Annotated in this window: 17 protein-coding genes; all 17 read right to left on the reverse strand. The window is 41.1% G+C overall.

Translation table 11 applies throughout. The annotated features are described in order from the left end of the window. Nucleotides 1-5: 5 nt before the first annotated feature. The 17 genes from AB6M99_RS06045 to AB6M99_RS06125 are packed head-to-tail and all read right to left on the reverse strand — an operon-like array spanning nt 6 to nt 12906. Nucleotides 6-233 (reverse strand): phage holin, encoded by a 228-nt coding sequence (locus AB6M99_RS06045; protein WP_369350377.1) that lies wholly within the window; start codon nt 231-233, stop codon nt 6-8. After that, nucleotides 230-535 carry a hypothetical protein gene (locus AB6M99_RS06050; protein ID WP_369350379.1) on the reverse strand — a complete coding sequence of 102 codons (306 nt, stop codon included), beginning with the start codon at nt 533-535 and terminating at the stop codon, nt 230-232. Before AB6M99_RS06050 ends, AB6M99_RS06045 begins: the two co-directional genes overlap by 4 nt. Nucleotides 536-538: 3 nt before the next feature. After that, the gene (locus tag AB6M99_RS06055) at nt 539-679 is read right to left on the reverse strand and encodes a hypothetical protein (protein ID WP_183121663.1); all 141 of its coding nucleotides are present in this window, start codon (nt 677-679) and stop codon (nt 539-541) included. A 31-nt stretch (nt 680-710) separates the two neighbouring features. After that, nucleotides 711-1166, reverse strand: a complete 456-nt coding sequence (locus AB6M99_RS06060) for a hypothetical protein (RefSeq protein WP_369350381.1) — start codon at nt 1164-1166, stop codon at nt 711-713. Beyond that, nucleotides 1163-1348 carry a hypothetical protein gene (locus AB6M99_RS06065; RefSeq protein WP_369350383.1) on the reverse strand — a complete coding sequence of 62 codons (186 nt, stop codon included), beginning with the start codon at nt 1346-1348 and terminating at the stop codon, nt 1163-1165. Before AB6M99_RS06065 ends, AB6M99_RS06060 begins: the two co-directional genes overlap by 4 nt. Before the next feature lie 9 nt (nt 1349-1357). After that, nucleotides 1358-5410: a phage tail spike protein gene (locus AB6M99_RS06070; RefSeq protein ID WP_369350385.1), complete on the reverse strand. Its 4053-nt coding sequence runs from the start codon at nt 5408-5410 to the stop codon at nt 1358-1360. A 21-nt stretch (nt 5411-5431) separates the two neighbouring features. Further along, nucleotides 5432-6193 (reverse strand): hypothetical protein, encoded by a 762-nt coding sequence (locus tag AB6M99_RS06075; RefSeq protein ID WP_369350388.1) that lies wholly within the window; start codon nt 6191-6193, stop codon nt 5432-5434. 2 nt (nt 6194-6195) lie between these two features. Next, on the reverse strand, nt 6196-8184 hold the full coding sequence (locus AB6M99_RS06080; RefSeq protein WP_369350389.1) for a phage tail tape measure protein: 1989 nt from the start codon (nt 8182-8184) through the stop codon (nt 6196-6198). A 26-nt stretch (nt 8185-8210) separates the two neighbouring features. Further along, on the reverse strand, nt 8211-9371 hold the full coding sequence (locus AB6M99_RS06085) for an ISAs1 family transposase (RefSeq protein ID WP_121836465.1): 1161 nt from the start codon (nt 9369-9371) through the stop codon (nt 8211-8213). A 33-nt stretch (nt 9372-9404) separates the two neighbouring features. After that, entirely contained in the window at nt 9405-9911 is a 507-nt protein-coding gene (locus AB6M99_RS06090) for a phage tail tape measure protein (RefSeq protein ID WP_369350390.1), read from the reverse strand. Next, on the reverse strand, nt 9912-10523 hold the full coding sequence (locus tag AB6M99_RS06095; RefSeq protein WP_369350391.1) for a Gp15 family bacteriophage protein: 612 nt from the start codon (nt 10521-10523) through the stop codon (nt 9912-9914). 7 nt (nt 10524-10530) lie between these two features. After that, a complete protein-coding gene (locus AB6M99_RS06100; RefSeq protein ID WP_369350392.1) occupies nt 10531-10941 on the reverse strand; it encodes a hypothetical protein in 411 nt (136 codons plus the stop codon). A 15-nt stretch (nt 10942-10956) separates the two neighbouring features. Next, complete coding sequence (locus AB6M99_RS06105) at nt 10957-11457, reverse strand: phage tail tube protein (protein WP_369350393.1); 501 nt, start codon at nt 11455-11457, stop codon at nt 10957-10959. Nucleotides 11458-11460: 3 nt separating this feature from the next. Beyond that, entirely contained in the window at nt 11461-11829 is a 369-nt protein-coding gene (locus tag AB6M99_RS06110) for a hypothetical protein (protein ID WP_369350394.1), read from the reverse strand. A 2-nt stretch (nt 11830-11831) separates the two neighbouring features. After that, nucleotides 11832-12185, reverse strand: a complete 354-nt coding sequence (locus AB6M99_RS06115; protein WP_369350395.1) for a minor capsid protein — start codon at nt 12183-12185, stop codon at nt 11832-11834. Continuing rightward, nucleotides 12182-12526 carry a putative minor capsid protein gene (locus tag AB6M99_RS06120; RefSeq protein ID WP_369350396.1) on the reverse strand — a complete coding sequence of 115 codons (345 nt, stop codon included), beginning with the start codon at nt 12524-12526 and terminating at the stop codon, nt 12182-12184. Before AB6M99_RS06120 ends, AB6M99_RS06115 begins: the two co-directional genes overlap by 4 nt. Then, nucleotides 12520-12906 carry a hypothetical protein gene (locus AB6M99_RS06125; protein ID WP_369350397.1) on the reverse strand — a complete coding sequence of 129 codons (387 nt, stop codon included), beginning with the start codon at nt 12904-12906 and terminating at the stop codon, nt 12520-12522. Before AB6M99_RS06125 ends, AB6M99_RS06120 begins: the two co-directional genes overlap by 7 nt. Between the last annotated feature and the right edge of the window lies 1 nt (nt 12907).

Below are 12907 nucleotides of genomic sequence, written 5' to 3' on the forward strand. Positions count from 1 at the left end.
ACCTCCTATTTAGGCTCATGATAGCCTAGTGCTTGCTCGCTATCTGATACCCCTGCCGTTGTAGGGTCTGAAACAACCCCAAGCAAAACAAGCAAGGTAAGAGCTGTGTTAGCTACATCATTGATGTTGTCAGGCAATTTCAAGCCCAGCTGTTGAGCTAACAAGATAGCTGTAGCAATAATTGCAGCAAGCGTAGCCTTGTTCTTAAAACGTAGTTTCCAGTTAATTTTCATGACTGGTCTCCTTTCTCAAATTCATCAATTCTGTTATTCATTCGTACCATTTCTTTCTGAATGTCGCCGACTGTGTGAGTAATCGTGCTCAATTCCTCGGTTGTTTTTTCCAGATGTGTCATCAAACGTTCTTCTCGCTTGTTACTGTCAGCTTTTGACTGCTCGTGGAAGTCCATCAATTTCTTTTCACGCTTGTCAGATGTGCGAACGAGATATCCAGCGGCGACTATAAAAAGAATGATAAAGAGGATTTCCCAAGTGAATTGACTTTCAGCGATTTTTCTTGCTTCGTCAAACGGCATAGGCTATTCCTCTTTGTCAGTCGTTTCAGTTCCTACGCTTGATACTTCTACGAGCGCACGCACTTTCTCGCGGAATTTTTTAGGTACTTGCTCAAGTGTAATCCATCCAAGTTCTACTTGCATTGCAAAATAATTAATCATCATTGTTGTTCCTCCAATATAAAAATTTTTAATTTTATTCAATAGTTTCTTCATCTTCGACATCCCCCATCATACCAGCGATGAGTTCGTTAACAGTTGCTGTCGCAACTTTTATGAGTTCTTCGACTTTCGTAAATTGTGTTTCAGAGCGCTCTAGTGCATCGTCAACTTGCGCCAATTTACCAGCAGTAAATTCAAGTTGCTCTTGCATTTCTTGACGTAGCTTCTGACCTTCTTTGATGTTAACTTCCATCTCATCAATCTTAACAACTGACTCAGCCATAGCACGCTCTGCATACTCTGATTTAAAATGCGCCTCACGAGCCAATTCGACAAGCTCTTGCTCTGATTTATCTCGCTGGTCACCAATTGTACGCTCTGTGTATGTAGCATATGAGCCAGTCGTTGATGCAATCGTGATGTCAGTATGTGACACCTTACCTTCGTCGTCATAGACCGGGTATTTCCCTACAATATTCCACGCTCTCATTCTGCTACCTCCTCGTTTTTTGGTTGTGTTTGTCGGTCAAGCAGAGCTTCTAACTCTGCGACTTTTTGTGCAAGTTGTTGATTGACTTGCTGTTGTTGAGTTAGTTGCGCTGTTAACGTCGCTTTATCTAAGCTTAATTGCGCTATCTCAAGCGCTAAGTTTGATTTAATTTGTTCGTCCATAGTGTCTCCTTAATCAAAAAAGCCTACTCCAGAAACATCATCAGTAAAGTGGGTTTGTCTGCCGAATGCTCCTGCTCTATGTAATTTGTTCATATTATGAATTAGTTTGTCTAAAATCCCTATTAAATTATAGTCTCCGGCAATACTTGCCGTATGAATCGTTAATTTCCCTGAATTCTTAGCATGCTTGAAATAAATATAATCTCCATATAATTCAAGATAATCCGAAGTATCATTATCTCGGTTGGCTACTATTCCTGAAAATTTAGACGTGTTAATTGTCTGAGCCACATTTCCTGATGTTGCTCCTAAAATCACATTAACACCACCTTTCGGTGAATCTTCAAACTTTAGAAAACCAACATTTGAGCCCCTTGTTCGATTGATTGTATTGCTTACGGAATTGAATTTAATATCAGAATTCTGATTAAAGGTAATATTAGCTTGATTAAGGTTGATTTGCATAGCGTCATTCTGCGCTGATATTACCTTACCTCTCAGCCAGCCTACTAGTGCGCTGTCTATTTTTGCTTTGATAAAGTCAGCGTCTAAACCGACAATCTTGCTTGCGTTTAGATTGATAACATTGACCTTGCTTGCATCAAGCGTACCTGCTGTAATCTTAGCAGCATCTAAGCTAGCAATCTTAGCAGAGGTGATAACACCGTCTTGTATGTACGTCGTACCAGTGATTTGCACTAGTTTACCGTCAATCTTGACTGAGCCATCTTTATTGAGATTTAGCTGATTAAGCACAGTACCAGCGCTAGTCAGATTTTTAACCGCCCATGAGCCTGCGAGTTGGCTCATTTGGGTTTTTAGACCATCTGCACCACGGACTTCCTGCACAAGCCCTTTAGCCGTCTCAATCGCTTGATAAATATCACCACCGATTGCAATCGACCGCTCAAACTTACTAGCGGACTGAATAGCCTGTGAAATCGCACTCCCATCACCAATCACACGCTTGTGAGCGTCTACGGTGTCTTTGACTGAGTTAAATCCAGTAACTACTGATAGCTCTTTTGCAGATGGGCCCCACGGTTGCTCAAGACGACCCTCAAGTAGCTGATACCCTGCAACGCTAAAACCTCCGACGTCACTAGCCAGAATCGCAAATCTCGCTCTGATTTTGCCCGAGCGTGTCGGGACAAAATGCAATGTAAACCGTTTAAAATCAGCACCAACATCATCAATATGATGGTTACGACGAGTTGTACTTGTGATATCGTCACCACCAAAATTATAGAGGTAAAAGTAAACAGTCCCTATTGTCTCTTTGGCGACATACGCGCTAAAAATGTACTCTTTACCAGCCTCGACTTGCCAGGTTAACGTCGGTGATGCTTTGTTACCACTTTGCCAAGTCAAGACATCTGCGCCTGCGACAGTACGACCGTCAAGTCGCCAATTTCCGTCAATCCAAAAGTGAGACCCGCTAAAATCCTTTGTCCCGTCTACGAGATTGACGCTTGTTGACGTTGGTATCAGTGCTTTTGTCTCAGTAATCTTACGCTCAAAGCTACCTGCAGTTTCCGTGACAAGATTTTGTACAGTCGTTGCCGTTGCATAAGGTTGTAGAGCTGACAATGTGATATAGCCACGACCAGCAATGTTGCTATCAACCTGTGATTTTGTTTGATAGCCTCTGTCTGTTATAGCTTGCTCAACCTGCGTCCTAGTCAGTCGTTTAGCAAGCTCACCCGCTTGAGTTGTGATATCTGTCTCAAGTTGTGTCATACGACCAGTTAGATTGTCAAATTGACTAGCGCTTACAACGTCTCTCAACTGACTTACTGTCTGCTCTCTAAACGTTTTTAACTGACTTACATCTCCAGCAGTTGTCTGCGTTTGACGTGATATCTCTGCAAGGTTTTGCTCTACCATTTGCTTGTAGGTTGCTAGCTCACTACGTATATCCTCATCATGCTCATGATAATCAGACATAATAGAGCCACGCTCGAGTTGATAACCTGCGACACTTAGACCGCCGTCAATAAAGGCAAACCTAGGTTTAATTAGACCTGATTGTGTGACTGTAAAAGTACGCTTGTACCTGATAAAAGATTGCCCAACCTCAGTGATGATGTCCTCGCGACTGACATCAAATCGTGCTGCGTTAGCCTGCCAACTATCAAGATAAAAGTAAACCCTGCCGACGCTAGCTTTTTTTATATATGCACTAAAAGTGTACGTCTCTCCTGCATCTACGGTGATCTCGTAGGCAGGGGATGTTTTAACTCCACTTTGCCACGTAAAAACATCGCAGTCTTGATGACGATAGCTCTCTTTTATCCAGTTACCTTCCCAAATCCAAAAATTGCCAGCAAACCGCTTAGTATGTCGTAAAAGGTTACTACCTCCGACCTTTAGGTTTGCGTACTGTGTCGCTAGTCCTGATATGCCGTCCTCTACAATCTTCGTACGCTTGCTTACGCTATCAATTTGGCCAGTTTGGCTGCTGACTGTTTTAGATAGCTCTATGAGCGTCGCTTTTGTGCCATTGGCTAGCTGTTCTATCGCTGTTGTTCTGCGTGTCAATTGCTCTTGTGCGCTAGCTTGTGTAAGCAATTGTTGCGCCTGTTGAGACAATTGTCCATCTAAAGTCTGTTTAGCTGATGCAATCAGTCTATTTGCCTCTGCGATAGCGTCAATCTTAGCTTGCGTGCCGATTTGTTGCGCTTGCTGAGCTAGCGTCTTTGCGTCTGTCGCTTGTGCACGGATGTCGGAGACTTGTCGCTCGTGTTCCGCGCTGCTTGCTTCAATTTGTGCAGTGACTTGAGCGATTTCATTGTCAAGCTCCTCACGGAATTTTTCTACATCGTTGACGACGGGCACCAATTCCCACTGTACACCGTCCCAACGATACATTTTAGTTTCACCATCGATATTTCTAAAGAGTGTGTCTCCTTCTTTTATCGTGCCTTTAGGCACGTCCTCTGGCAAATCTGACGAGTAAAATACACGATTAACTCCAGATAGCATAACATAAGTTTTTTTGATTGCATCTTCAACATCTGCTAATTGATCACTTAGCTCTTTTTGCATATCAATTAATTTAGATTGAGAAGCGGTATCACTTGATTGAACCCTGGAAAAAACATCTTTGTCACCCAGCTGAACGTCCTGCTTAATGAGTTCGTCAAAAGCGTCGTAATAGCTTTTGACAGTGCTAAAACGAATTTTCTTTTCCAAGTCAATACGTTCATCGATAAACCAAATTGAGTCACCGACACGCGCAACACCTCTGTATTCTTGATTTTTCAACGCAACTAAAGTTGTACTAACCGTTACAGCAACAGAGGATTCTACAGATTGTTTACATTTTTCCAACAATGTAGCACTAATAGACATTCGCTCATCTACTACTGGTTCACCGCTAAGCTTGCCATAAATGTCACTCAATGGACTGAGGTATTCAACTTCCAATCTACCTTTCGATTGATCATTTGCATCATGATAAGCACCATATCCTTTGACGTGTGTTACTAAATTAGTCGCATCAACGGAGTACTTCGTATCCTTGATATTTTTCAGATATCTAAATTGGAAACCTGTATCATTTCCGACCTTACTGTTAATCCGAACAATTTTTCCGATAACCTTAAATTCAAGATTGAAGCGATTCATGATTTGTAAAAACAGTTTATAGCGATTATCGCTACCAAAGTTGGTAAATTCCCGTTTCTCGTATGTCCCCTGCAAATCATAAGAATACCTAGCATCCTTAAATACCAAGTCTAAAAGGTACTCAACTGTATAAGAACGTGTCGGTAAATTGTCATCAATTCTACTTTTTACAAAATCAAATTCAAATGCACCAACTGCTGTGATTTCTAAGTCATAACTGTTTCCTTTAGTGATTTTTACAGGATTGATAATCACAAACTCATCTTGTTCCCCAGGAGTGTAGAGACGATCTAATTCCTTGCAGTCGTCTATCCAGCTCCTGTTTTTAGAAGCTGGAATAGTACAAGTTAGCTTAGGATATTCCCCTTGTTTCTCCTCGATAGCGTAATCTGCGTTAACATAATAGACGCCTTTACTTGTTTTTATCTCCAATTTTTATATCCCTCCTTTCCATCATAGATACAGTGTCCGGTACTCAAAAAGGACTTCACACGAAGCCCCTTGTACCTCTATTTTATTTTTTCCCATCCTTAGAAAAGTCGTTCTTTTATGGCAATCCTCAAAGCAATTATAACCATTCTTTGTTACATCCGTACCATTAATTACAAACTTATCACCAGCTTTGACAGGCTTTTTATACCAAAAATAGGGTTCGCCATTGAATAGAACTTTCAGCTCATTCCCAGTTCCTGAAACGGTTATTTTAGCAGTCATTTGACAATATCTAGGATCTAAACGATGTCCACCGCTGTTAGTAAACTGGTGCGTTCCTGTCCACGTTCGTTGCTGTATTGTAGCATCTTCTTCAAAAGGAAGTTCATAACTCTCTAGTTGGATGCTAATTTCTGATTTTAAACCATTTCGGCTAGGTGATACGCTCTTAGTAACCACTTTAGCTCTACGACTAGGCAAATCAGCGCGTTCAGATGGTTTACGAAAATCACGATACAAATAGAAAGGTTCCCCTCTCAAAAAATGAAAGTAAACAAATTCAACAAGTTGCTCATGCTCGGCTGCATTACTTACCATTTTTGTAAAAACAAGAGTATAGTTCTTACTTCCATGTAAAATACCATAAGATAGTCGACCAGGGCGCATAGTCGGACTCTCAGAAATAACACTCTGCTCGATACCGGAGGCTGACATTTCCTTGACTTTCCAACCTTGTTCATCGGCCGATAAACGTTCGCCATCCAAATGTTCTATCGTAAACATCTCTAGTCTCCTTTCTTGAATAATTTATTGATGATTGCTTCCTGCGCATTTTTAGCGTTGACTTTTTGGCGAATGATATCGCTATCACCCTCGTTAGTAATGTTTACTACTACACTCGGTTGCAGTGCCATTTGTGGTGCAAAATTCATACCACCAAGAGTTGCTTGAGCATGCTTTTTAAGAGCATCCATTTTGGCTGTGTACTTTTCTGGGATTAATCCCTTATTAAAGCTACCAGATAGCCTGTCAGCCATGCCTATAACGTTTTTTTGTACGGATTTAAAGTTGTCTTCTAAACTATCTCCTAAACCGCCCATAATCACCTTACCAGCCGGCTTAAGGAGAACCTTGTCATAGGAAATAGGGCCCTTGTGTGCTTTAATCCAATCGGCGATTCCACCAACAAAATTCTGAACCGCTCCCCAGGCAGATTTCAAACCACCTAAAAAACCGTCCATGATGGCTTTACCAGCCCCCCACAAGTCAATGTTCCCCAAAGAGGTAAAGAATCCTTTGATTGCGTCAATTCCAGACTGAACTAAATTTTTGGCCAGATTCATCATATTTTCAAATGTTGACTTGATGTAACCACCAAAAGCCCCGACTATGCCTTTGATTCCAGAAAGCACGCCGTCCCAATCACCTTTTATCGCAGATAGGATAATTTTGATAAGATTTTGAATAATACTCATCACTAACTCAATTGTCGATTTGATTTGCTCAAAAACAGCAGAGGCTACCGCAAGTATAGACTCTAAACTCCCCTTGAAAATATTGGAAATAAAAGCCCACGCTACTTGAGCAATAACTTTAAGAGAGTTAAAAGTCACAGACCAGGTTGATTCCAGCAACCCTAGAAAAACTCCGACAGCCAATTTGATAATTTCAATGGCCGAAGTAAATACCGTCTGAATAAAATTCCATGCAGACTGTGCCACAAACATGATAGTATTCTGATTTTCGCTCCACCAAGTAGCTAATATAGTCCAAGTTTCCCTGATAAAATCACTGATAAATTGTATGATTGGCTGTAAAAAATTCGAAATAGCTGTCCAAATCTCAATGACCTTTGTCCTAAACTGTTCGTTCGTGTTCCACAAATAAACAAACACAGCAATTAGTGCACCTATTGCTACGATGACTAATCCTATTGGACTTGTCAAAAAAGCAAAAGCTGCTTGTAGCCCTTTGACAGCATTGAAGACTAGTCCGACGCCTTGTCGGAAAGCTGCTATCTGAGTAGTAACAACGCCTATAATCAGAACAACCGGACCGATGGCAGCAAGTAAACTTCCCAGTACAACTACCACAGTCTGCATCGTTGGACTCAGATTGTTAAACCAATTCACAAGACTCGTTATCGCCCCGATAACCGCTGTTAGGGCTGGCGCCAATATTTTACCTATGGAGATTCCAGCAGTTTCAAGCGAGCCTTTCAGCTCCTCAATTGACCCCTTGACACCACTATTCATTGTGTCTGCCATTTCTTTAGCAGCACCATTTGAATTGATAAGCGCTTGAGTTTGTTTATCAAGTGCACCAGGAGCGGAATTGACTAATGCAAGCATTCCAGACATTGCTTCTTTGCCAAACAATGTAGAAATAGCTGCACTCTTTTGACCTTCTGTCAAACCCTCCATCTTAGTTTGTAATTCTTGGGTGATTCCTGACAGTGATTTCATGGAACCGTCAGCATTGAAAAATTCAAGACCAAGCTCCTCCATGACGGCCCTCATTTTTTCGTTTAGGTCTGTCAAGCGTGCCAAGCTCGTTCTAAGGGTAGTACCAGCCTGCGAGCCTTTAATACCAGCATTTGATAAAATACCGACTGCTGCTGCAGTTTCTTCGAGAGTGATACCTAATGCACCTGCGACCGGTCCAACGTACTTCAACGCTTCCGCCATATCACCAACCTCAGCATTAGTATCTGCTGCAGCTTGGGCAAAAACATCTGCAACGCACGACAAACGCATGAAATCTTCTATTTCCATTTTGCAAGTGTTGAAAGTTTTTTGCCCTAAAGCAATTGTTTTAAATACTTGTCAAAGGACAGACTTAGGGCATATTTCTTACGACGCAGACTCATCTTCTTTCCAAAATCTAACTGTTTTAATACCGCTAAACAGAATTTATCCATGACATTTAAATTAAATGCGAGTTGTTTATTCAAAGTCTTATTGGCATCTTCACGAAAAACAACATCTAGTAGCCAGTGCATACTCTCTATTTGCCAATGACCTCTCACATAGTCACACAACTCTTTAGCGCTAACCTGACAACTTAAAATAAAGTAGCGGGTTTCTTCGCTCTCTTGACCATTCTTTGTTATCTGAATACGCGCCCGTCCAATGCTTTGGATATGTCCCCAATCAGGATGCTCTTGACGTATCCACTCTGTATCAGTAATGACTTCATACTGTCTCAATTCAATCTGACCGTGCGCTTTCTCAAGCGTTTCATAGCTATCGTCAAAATTCTGAGAGAGTTCAAAATAGGGACGAATATCTTCTAGAAGGCTCTTTTGATTCTCTTTGACTGCTAGACAATAATCTGCTTTCTTCATGATAATCTTATCCGCAATAGCCTTTTGTGTGCCCATGGCGTCAATACTAATCATGCACCCTTTTACTGAAATCATGTCTAATAATCGTGGAATCGCTGTAATCTCATTGCTTTTTTCATCAGTCGCTACCTGGCCATACGAAATCCCTAAATCTGTCGCATAGGCTGAGACAATATGTAGGGCTTTTTGAGTTTGACTGCCATTACCACGGATAGTCTTCCCGTCAATGGCTACTAAACGTTTTGAAAGTTGTGGTAAGGTTTTAGATGATGAGTCACACGCTTCAAGAAGAGAAGTCCATATCTGTGTGAGTTCTACAAGAACTTGTGAATCTAAGGTCGCAAAAACACGTTGTAGAGTGTCATGAGAGGGAATGCCATTTTCTAATTTGAGAACGGTGCGTAAGGATTTCTCATAGGCAATACCAAACTCCTCTATCTCATCCCAGTGTTCTGCGCCTGATAAGCGAGCAAAGAAGATGAGAAGAACGATATCTGACAATAAGTGTTTAATTTTCCATGGGGAACGGTCGTCTCTAACAGTAATCAAGAAATTTAAAAGGTCTTCCATAACAAAATCCTCCACTTTTATTATAGCGAAGGATTTTGAATTCATCCATGAAAGTCTTTTCTGTAAGCCATATTTTCTTCATGCGTTTGTCGTGTCTGCAACGTGGGTTGATTGACTAGCTTCAAGACCAAACATATTGACAGCAGTAGCCGCCGCTTCACTAGCCAATGCCATGTCACCACCAGATACTGCCGCAAGGTCCATAACACCAGGCATAGCTTCCAAGATTGATTTTACTTCAAATCCTGCCGAAGCCATCATTTCTTGAGCCTGTGCTACTTCTGTAGCACTAAAAACCGAGGAAGCTCCAAGTTTGATAGCCTGGTCTTCTAGTTTTTTGAACTCACTTGCTGTTGCTCCAGAAATCGCCTTGACACGATTCATCTGGCTTTCAAATGTCGCAAAAGTACTAAGTGACGCTGCTCCAATTCCAACGATAGGAGCAGTTAATCCCAGTGTTAAACCAGTACCGATACTAGTCAGCTTAGAGCCTAGTCCAGCTAACTTACCTTGTAATTGTCCGACACCTTGGTTAAACTTCTCAGTCTTTAACAGGGTGTCAATAATAACACTACCGTCTGCCATCTACTCACCTCCAAACCTTGCTGCTAATGCCGAAAGTTTGTCATCATTCTTAACTTGATACTCAGCTTCATCTTCTAGCGAATAAAGGCGCTTCATCTTCTTGACATGTTTGATATACTCTTCTGACGCTTCATCTTTATTAGGCACTTTCATGACACGATAGCTGACTACTTCTTTAAAAGGAGTGTCTTTGTGTAGATTCATGAGTAGTGACATAAATTTTAGCCAGTGCAATTTTCCTTGTTGCTCGAATAGGTCAAGATGATAACTCTGAAAAAAGGACGCAAAGATTAACTCTGCATCCTTTTCAAAGTCCATTGTTTTCGTTTGTGTTCCCCCTCCTAAACCGTCATCATCTTCTTGTTCATAGATAAACGTTTTTAAGATGTATTCAAAGAGCTCAAATTCTTCGTCAAAACTTAACTCCGTACGATCAAAATATGGCAAGAGCATATCCAAAGTCCAGACAATTTTAGCGTAGTCATCGACTTCTTCGTCAGCAAGAAGTTCCATGACTCGCAACACGACATCAAAAGCCAAGTCAACAGCTACGATATGACCGCCAAATTCGAAAGTATCAGCAAGAACTTCATACGTTTCTGTCAACTTCATAAGTCACCTATTTCTTGCCTTTGCGCTTTGAAGAGTAGTAAGATTTTTTAGCTTTTTCAGCACGGTTCTTGTTCTGCTCGATACGTTCTGCAACCAATTCCACTAGATAATCTAACAAATCAACCATGTTAGATAATGACTCGCCTGCTGCTTTATAGAGTTTTTCAAAACTCCCTTCTCCAAAAGGCGATTCAATGACCTTTTGCATCACTTCTAGCTGCTGCCTATAGTTATCCTGTAAAGCTTCTGCATCACCTTCTGCAATTTCAACCCCTGTTAGTTCTTGGATTTCTTTGCCGTAGTCAATGAAATCCTTTTGGATGCGCAACAGATTTTGATCATCAAGAGGCAGTGTGTAGATTTCCCCTGCAATCTCAATTTCTTCAACCGTTTTCTTAAACTCAAACTGTCTTACCATATCTGACTATCCTTTCTATTCCTGAACCTGACGTTCTACACCAAGCGCTTCAGATGCAAGCTCTTTGTTTGTCTTAGTGACTTCTGCAACCACCTTGTTAGGCACAAGTTCTTCGTTTGAGTGAATTTCAAATTCGATTTCGCCTTTACCATTAGCTGCACCCGATGGTCCTTTGATGTTTGCAAATGTAGATGCGAAAGTAAACTGTGTTTTACCACCAGGCAATGTCCAACGCGTAAAACCACGACGTTTGCCCCCATATTGAAATTGACGTGCATAGATCCAGTCTTGAGCCTTATCACCTACTAGGCGATGTCCGGTTAAGGCTAGTACTAGCTGACCGCCTGTAACATCAGATTCAGAACCATCAAGATAGGCATCTTGCGATACTTCTTCGTTCCCGTCTGGTTCTAACTCACTGATACCACCAGCTAAGCGCATCCAGGTTTTTCCATCTTCTGAAATTTCGAGCTTATGCTCGGATTGTAAATAAAATGTTGGCTTATCTGCTGCCATCTCTTATCCTCCTAATTCTGCTCTAAAAAGAGCTGTATATAAATAATTTTTATCACTATCTTTTTCAACGAAGTTAGTGGTCGTAGTACATTCTAGCTTGATAAGATATCCCCCAGAGAAAGGTTCATTTGATAATCCATCTAAGCCATTAACCAAGTTTTCCGTGGTCAAAAAAGCTTCTTGCTGTTTTTTACTTTTGGCCAAAATTTGAAAAGTAAAAACTCTAATCTTACTTTTATCAAGTGCATGATTGTCAAAATTCCCAGCCATGGGGATAATAGCAACCACATCGCTACTCCCCAAAGTGCTAAGAATTGGTTTCTCACCACTCACCTCTTGAACTTTTTTAGTCAAGTAATCAATAAATGTCATGATCAATCTCCTCCAAATGCAGCGCCATACGCTTTTTTAGTCAAATCTAGCCAGTGTCCCAATTGGTTAGTTTTAGCAGCTTCAAACCATTTACCTTGTGCATTAGGATTCTTATCCTTGCTAAAGTTATACTGAGGATTATAGTAAAGTCGTCTAGCATACGGTGTGTGCCAAGAGACTGATCGTTCAGTCACGCGCCCGCTATCTCGTAGATTCCACTCACGGGCAGGGATATACTTATCGCTATCCTTTTTAATTTGATTACTCAGTGCAAATCGAGCTGTCCTTGCAGTTGCTTCGCTTTTAGCAATCAACTTGCCAGCATTAAAAATGACCTCAACCTTAAAACCAATCATTCCAACATTACCTCATAGTGATGTGGCGACTGATCAAAGGCCTTTAGCACCTCAACGCTTGCAATGCGATGCTCTTTCCCTTGATAGCTAATTTTGTCATCAACCTTAAACTGATGATCTACAGGTAACGAGTTTACACAATCAAAAAAGAGCAACAGCTCATAACTATTACTCTCGTTTTGTTGCCCTCGTTGGATACTGCTTTTAGGTTGTACTAACACTTGTGATAATTCCGTAGATACTACTGTTTCTTCTCCCCAGCTATTTTTTTCACCAACTGCAAGATAAGTAACTGCATCAACTAACAACTCTTTCGGGATAGGTTTCACTTGTTTTACCATCTCGTATCTACCCCCTTGTATAGTAGCCCTGTTGGCAGTAAATAGTCCAGCACATCAGGACTAACACCAGCAGAGCCAATATTAGCCGACACCGTAGCTTTCTTTCCGTCCGTGTAGCTAAAATTTCCGACTTTAGCTTGTGTTACAGAAGTCACTCCCATAGCACTTTCCACGCCTATAGCGTTCAGATACTCAATTTGGGCACAGATAGCCATTTTTACGGATTCTAAAAGATTGGCTGGTAATTTATCTACCTGTTCCTTTTTCAAATTAATAAGTGCCAAAATTTTGCGCTCAGAACGTTTTGATAACTCGTTGAACTTTTCCTTATCTAGCTGTGTACCACAATATTCGTCATTATAAAAATCAAAGGTGAGCATC

The sequence above is a fragment of the Streptococcus hillyeri genome, assembly GCF_041081565.1.
Classification (GTDB): Bacteria; Bacillota; Bacilli; order Lactobacillales; family Streptococcaceae; genus Streptococcus; species Streptococcus hillyeri.

Bases quoted from the DNA above. Each gene is read 5' to 3' on its own strand.
- AB6M99_RS06045 (WP_369350377.1), bottom strand. From the start codon at position 233: ATGAAAATTAACTGGAAACTACGTTTTAAGAACAAGGCTACGCTTGCT.
- AB6M99_RS06050 (WP_369350379.1), bottom strand. From the start codon at position 535: ATGCCGTTTGACGAAGCAAGAAAAATCGCTGAAAGTCAATTCACTTGG.
- AB6M99_RS06055 (WP_183121663.1), bottom strand. From the start codon at position 679: ATGATGATTAATTATTTTGCAATGCAAGTAGAACTTGGATGGATTACA.
- AB6M99_RS06060 (WP_369350381.1), bottom strand. From the start codon at position 1,166: ATGAGAGCGTGGAATATTGTAGGGAAATACCCGGTCTATGACGACGAA.
- AB6M99_RS06065 (WP_369350383.1), bottom strand. From the start codon at position 1,348: ATGGACGAACAAATTAAATCAAACTTAGCGCTTGAGATAGCGCAATTA.
- AB6M99_RS06075 (WP_369350388.1), bottom strand. From the start codon at position 6,193: ATGTTTACGATAGAACATTTGGATGGCGAACGTTTATCGGCCGATGAA.
- AB6M99_RS06080 (WP_369350389.1), bottom strand. From the start codon at position 8,184: ATGGAAATAGAAGATTTCATGCGTTTGTCGTGCGTTGCAGATGTTTTT.
- AB6M99_RS06085 (WP_121836465.1), bottom strand. From the start codon at position 9,371: ATGAATTCAAAATCCTTCGCTATAATAAAAGTGGAGGATTTTGTTATG.
- AB6M99_RS06090 (WP_369350390.1), bottom strand. From the start codon at position 9,911: ATGGCAGACGGTAGTGTTATTATTGACACCCTGTTAAAGACTGAGAAG.
- AB6M99_RS06095 (WP_369350391.1), bottom strand. From the start codon at position 10,523: ATGAAGTTGACAGAAACGTATGAAGTTCTTGCTGATACTTTCGAATTT.
- AB6M99_RS06100 (WP_369350392.1), bottom strand. From the start codon at position 10,941: ATGGTAAGACAGTTTGAGTTTAAGAAAACGGTTGAAGAAATTGAGATT.
- AB6M99_RS06105 (WP_369350393.1), bottom strand. From the start codon at position 11,457: ATGGCAGCAGATAAGCCAACATTTTATTTACAATCCGAGCATAAGCTC.
- AB6M99_RS06110 (WP_369350394.1), bottom strand. From the start codon at position 11,829: ATGACATTTATTGATTACTTGACTAAAAAAGTTCAAGAGGTGAGTGGT.
- AB6M99_RS06115 (WP_369350395.1), bottom strand. From the start codon at position 12,185: ATGATTGGTTTTAAGGTTGAGGTCATTTTTAATGCTGGCAAGTTGATT.
- AB6M99_RS06120 (WP_369350396.1), bottom strand. From the start codon at position 12,526: ATGGTAAAACAAGTGAAACCTATCCCGAAAGAGTTGTTAGTTGATGCA.
- AB6M99_RS06125 (WP_369350397.1), bottom strand. From the start codon at position 12,906: ATGCTCACCTTTGATTTTTATAATGACGAATATTGTGGTACACAGCTA.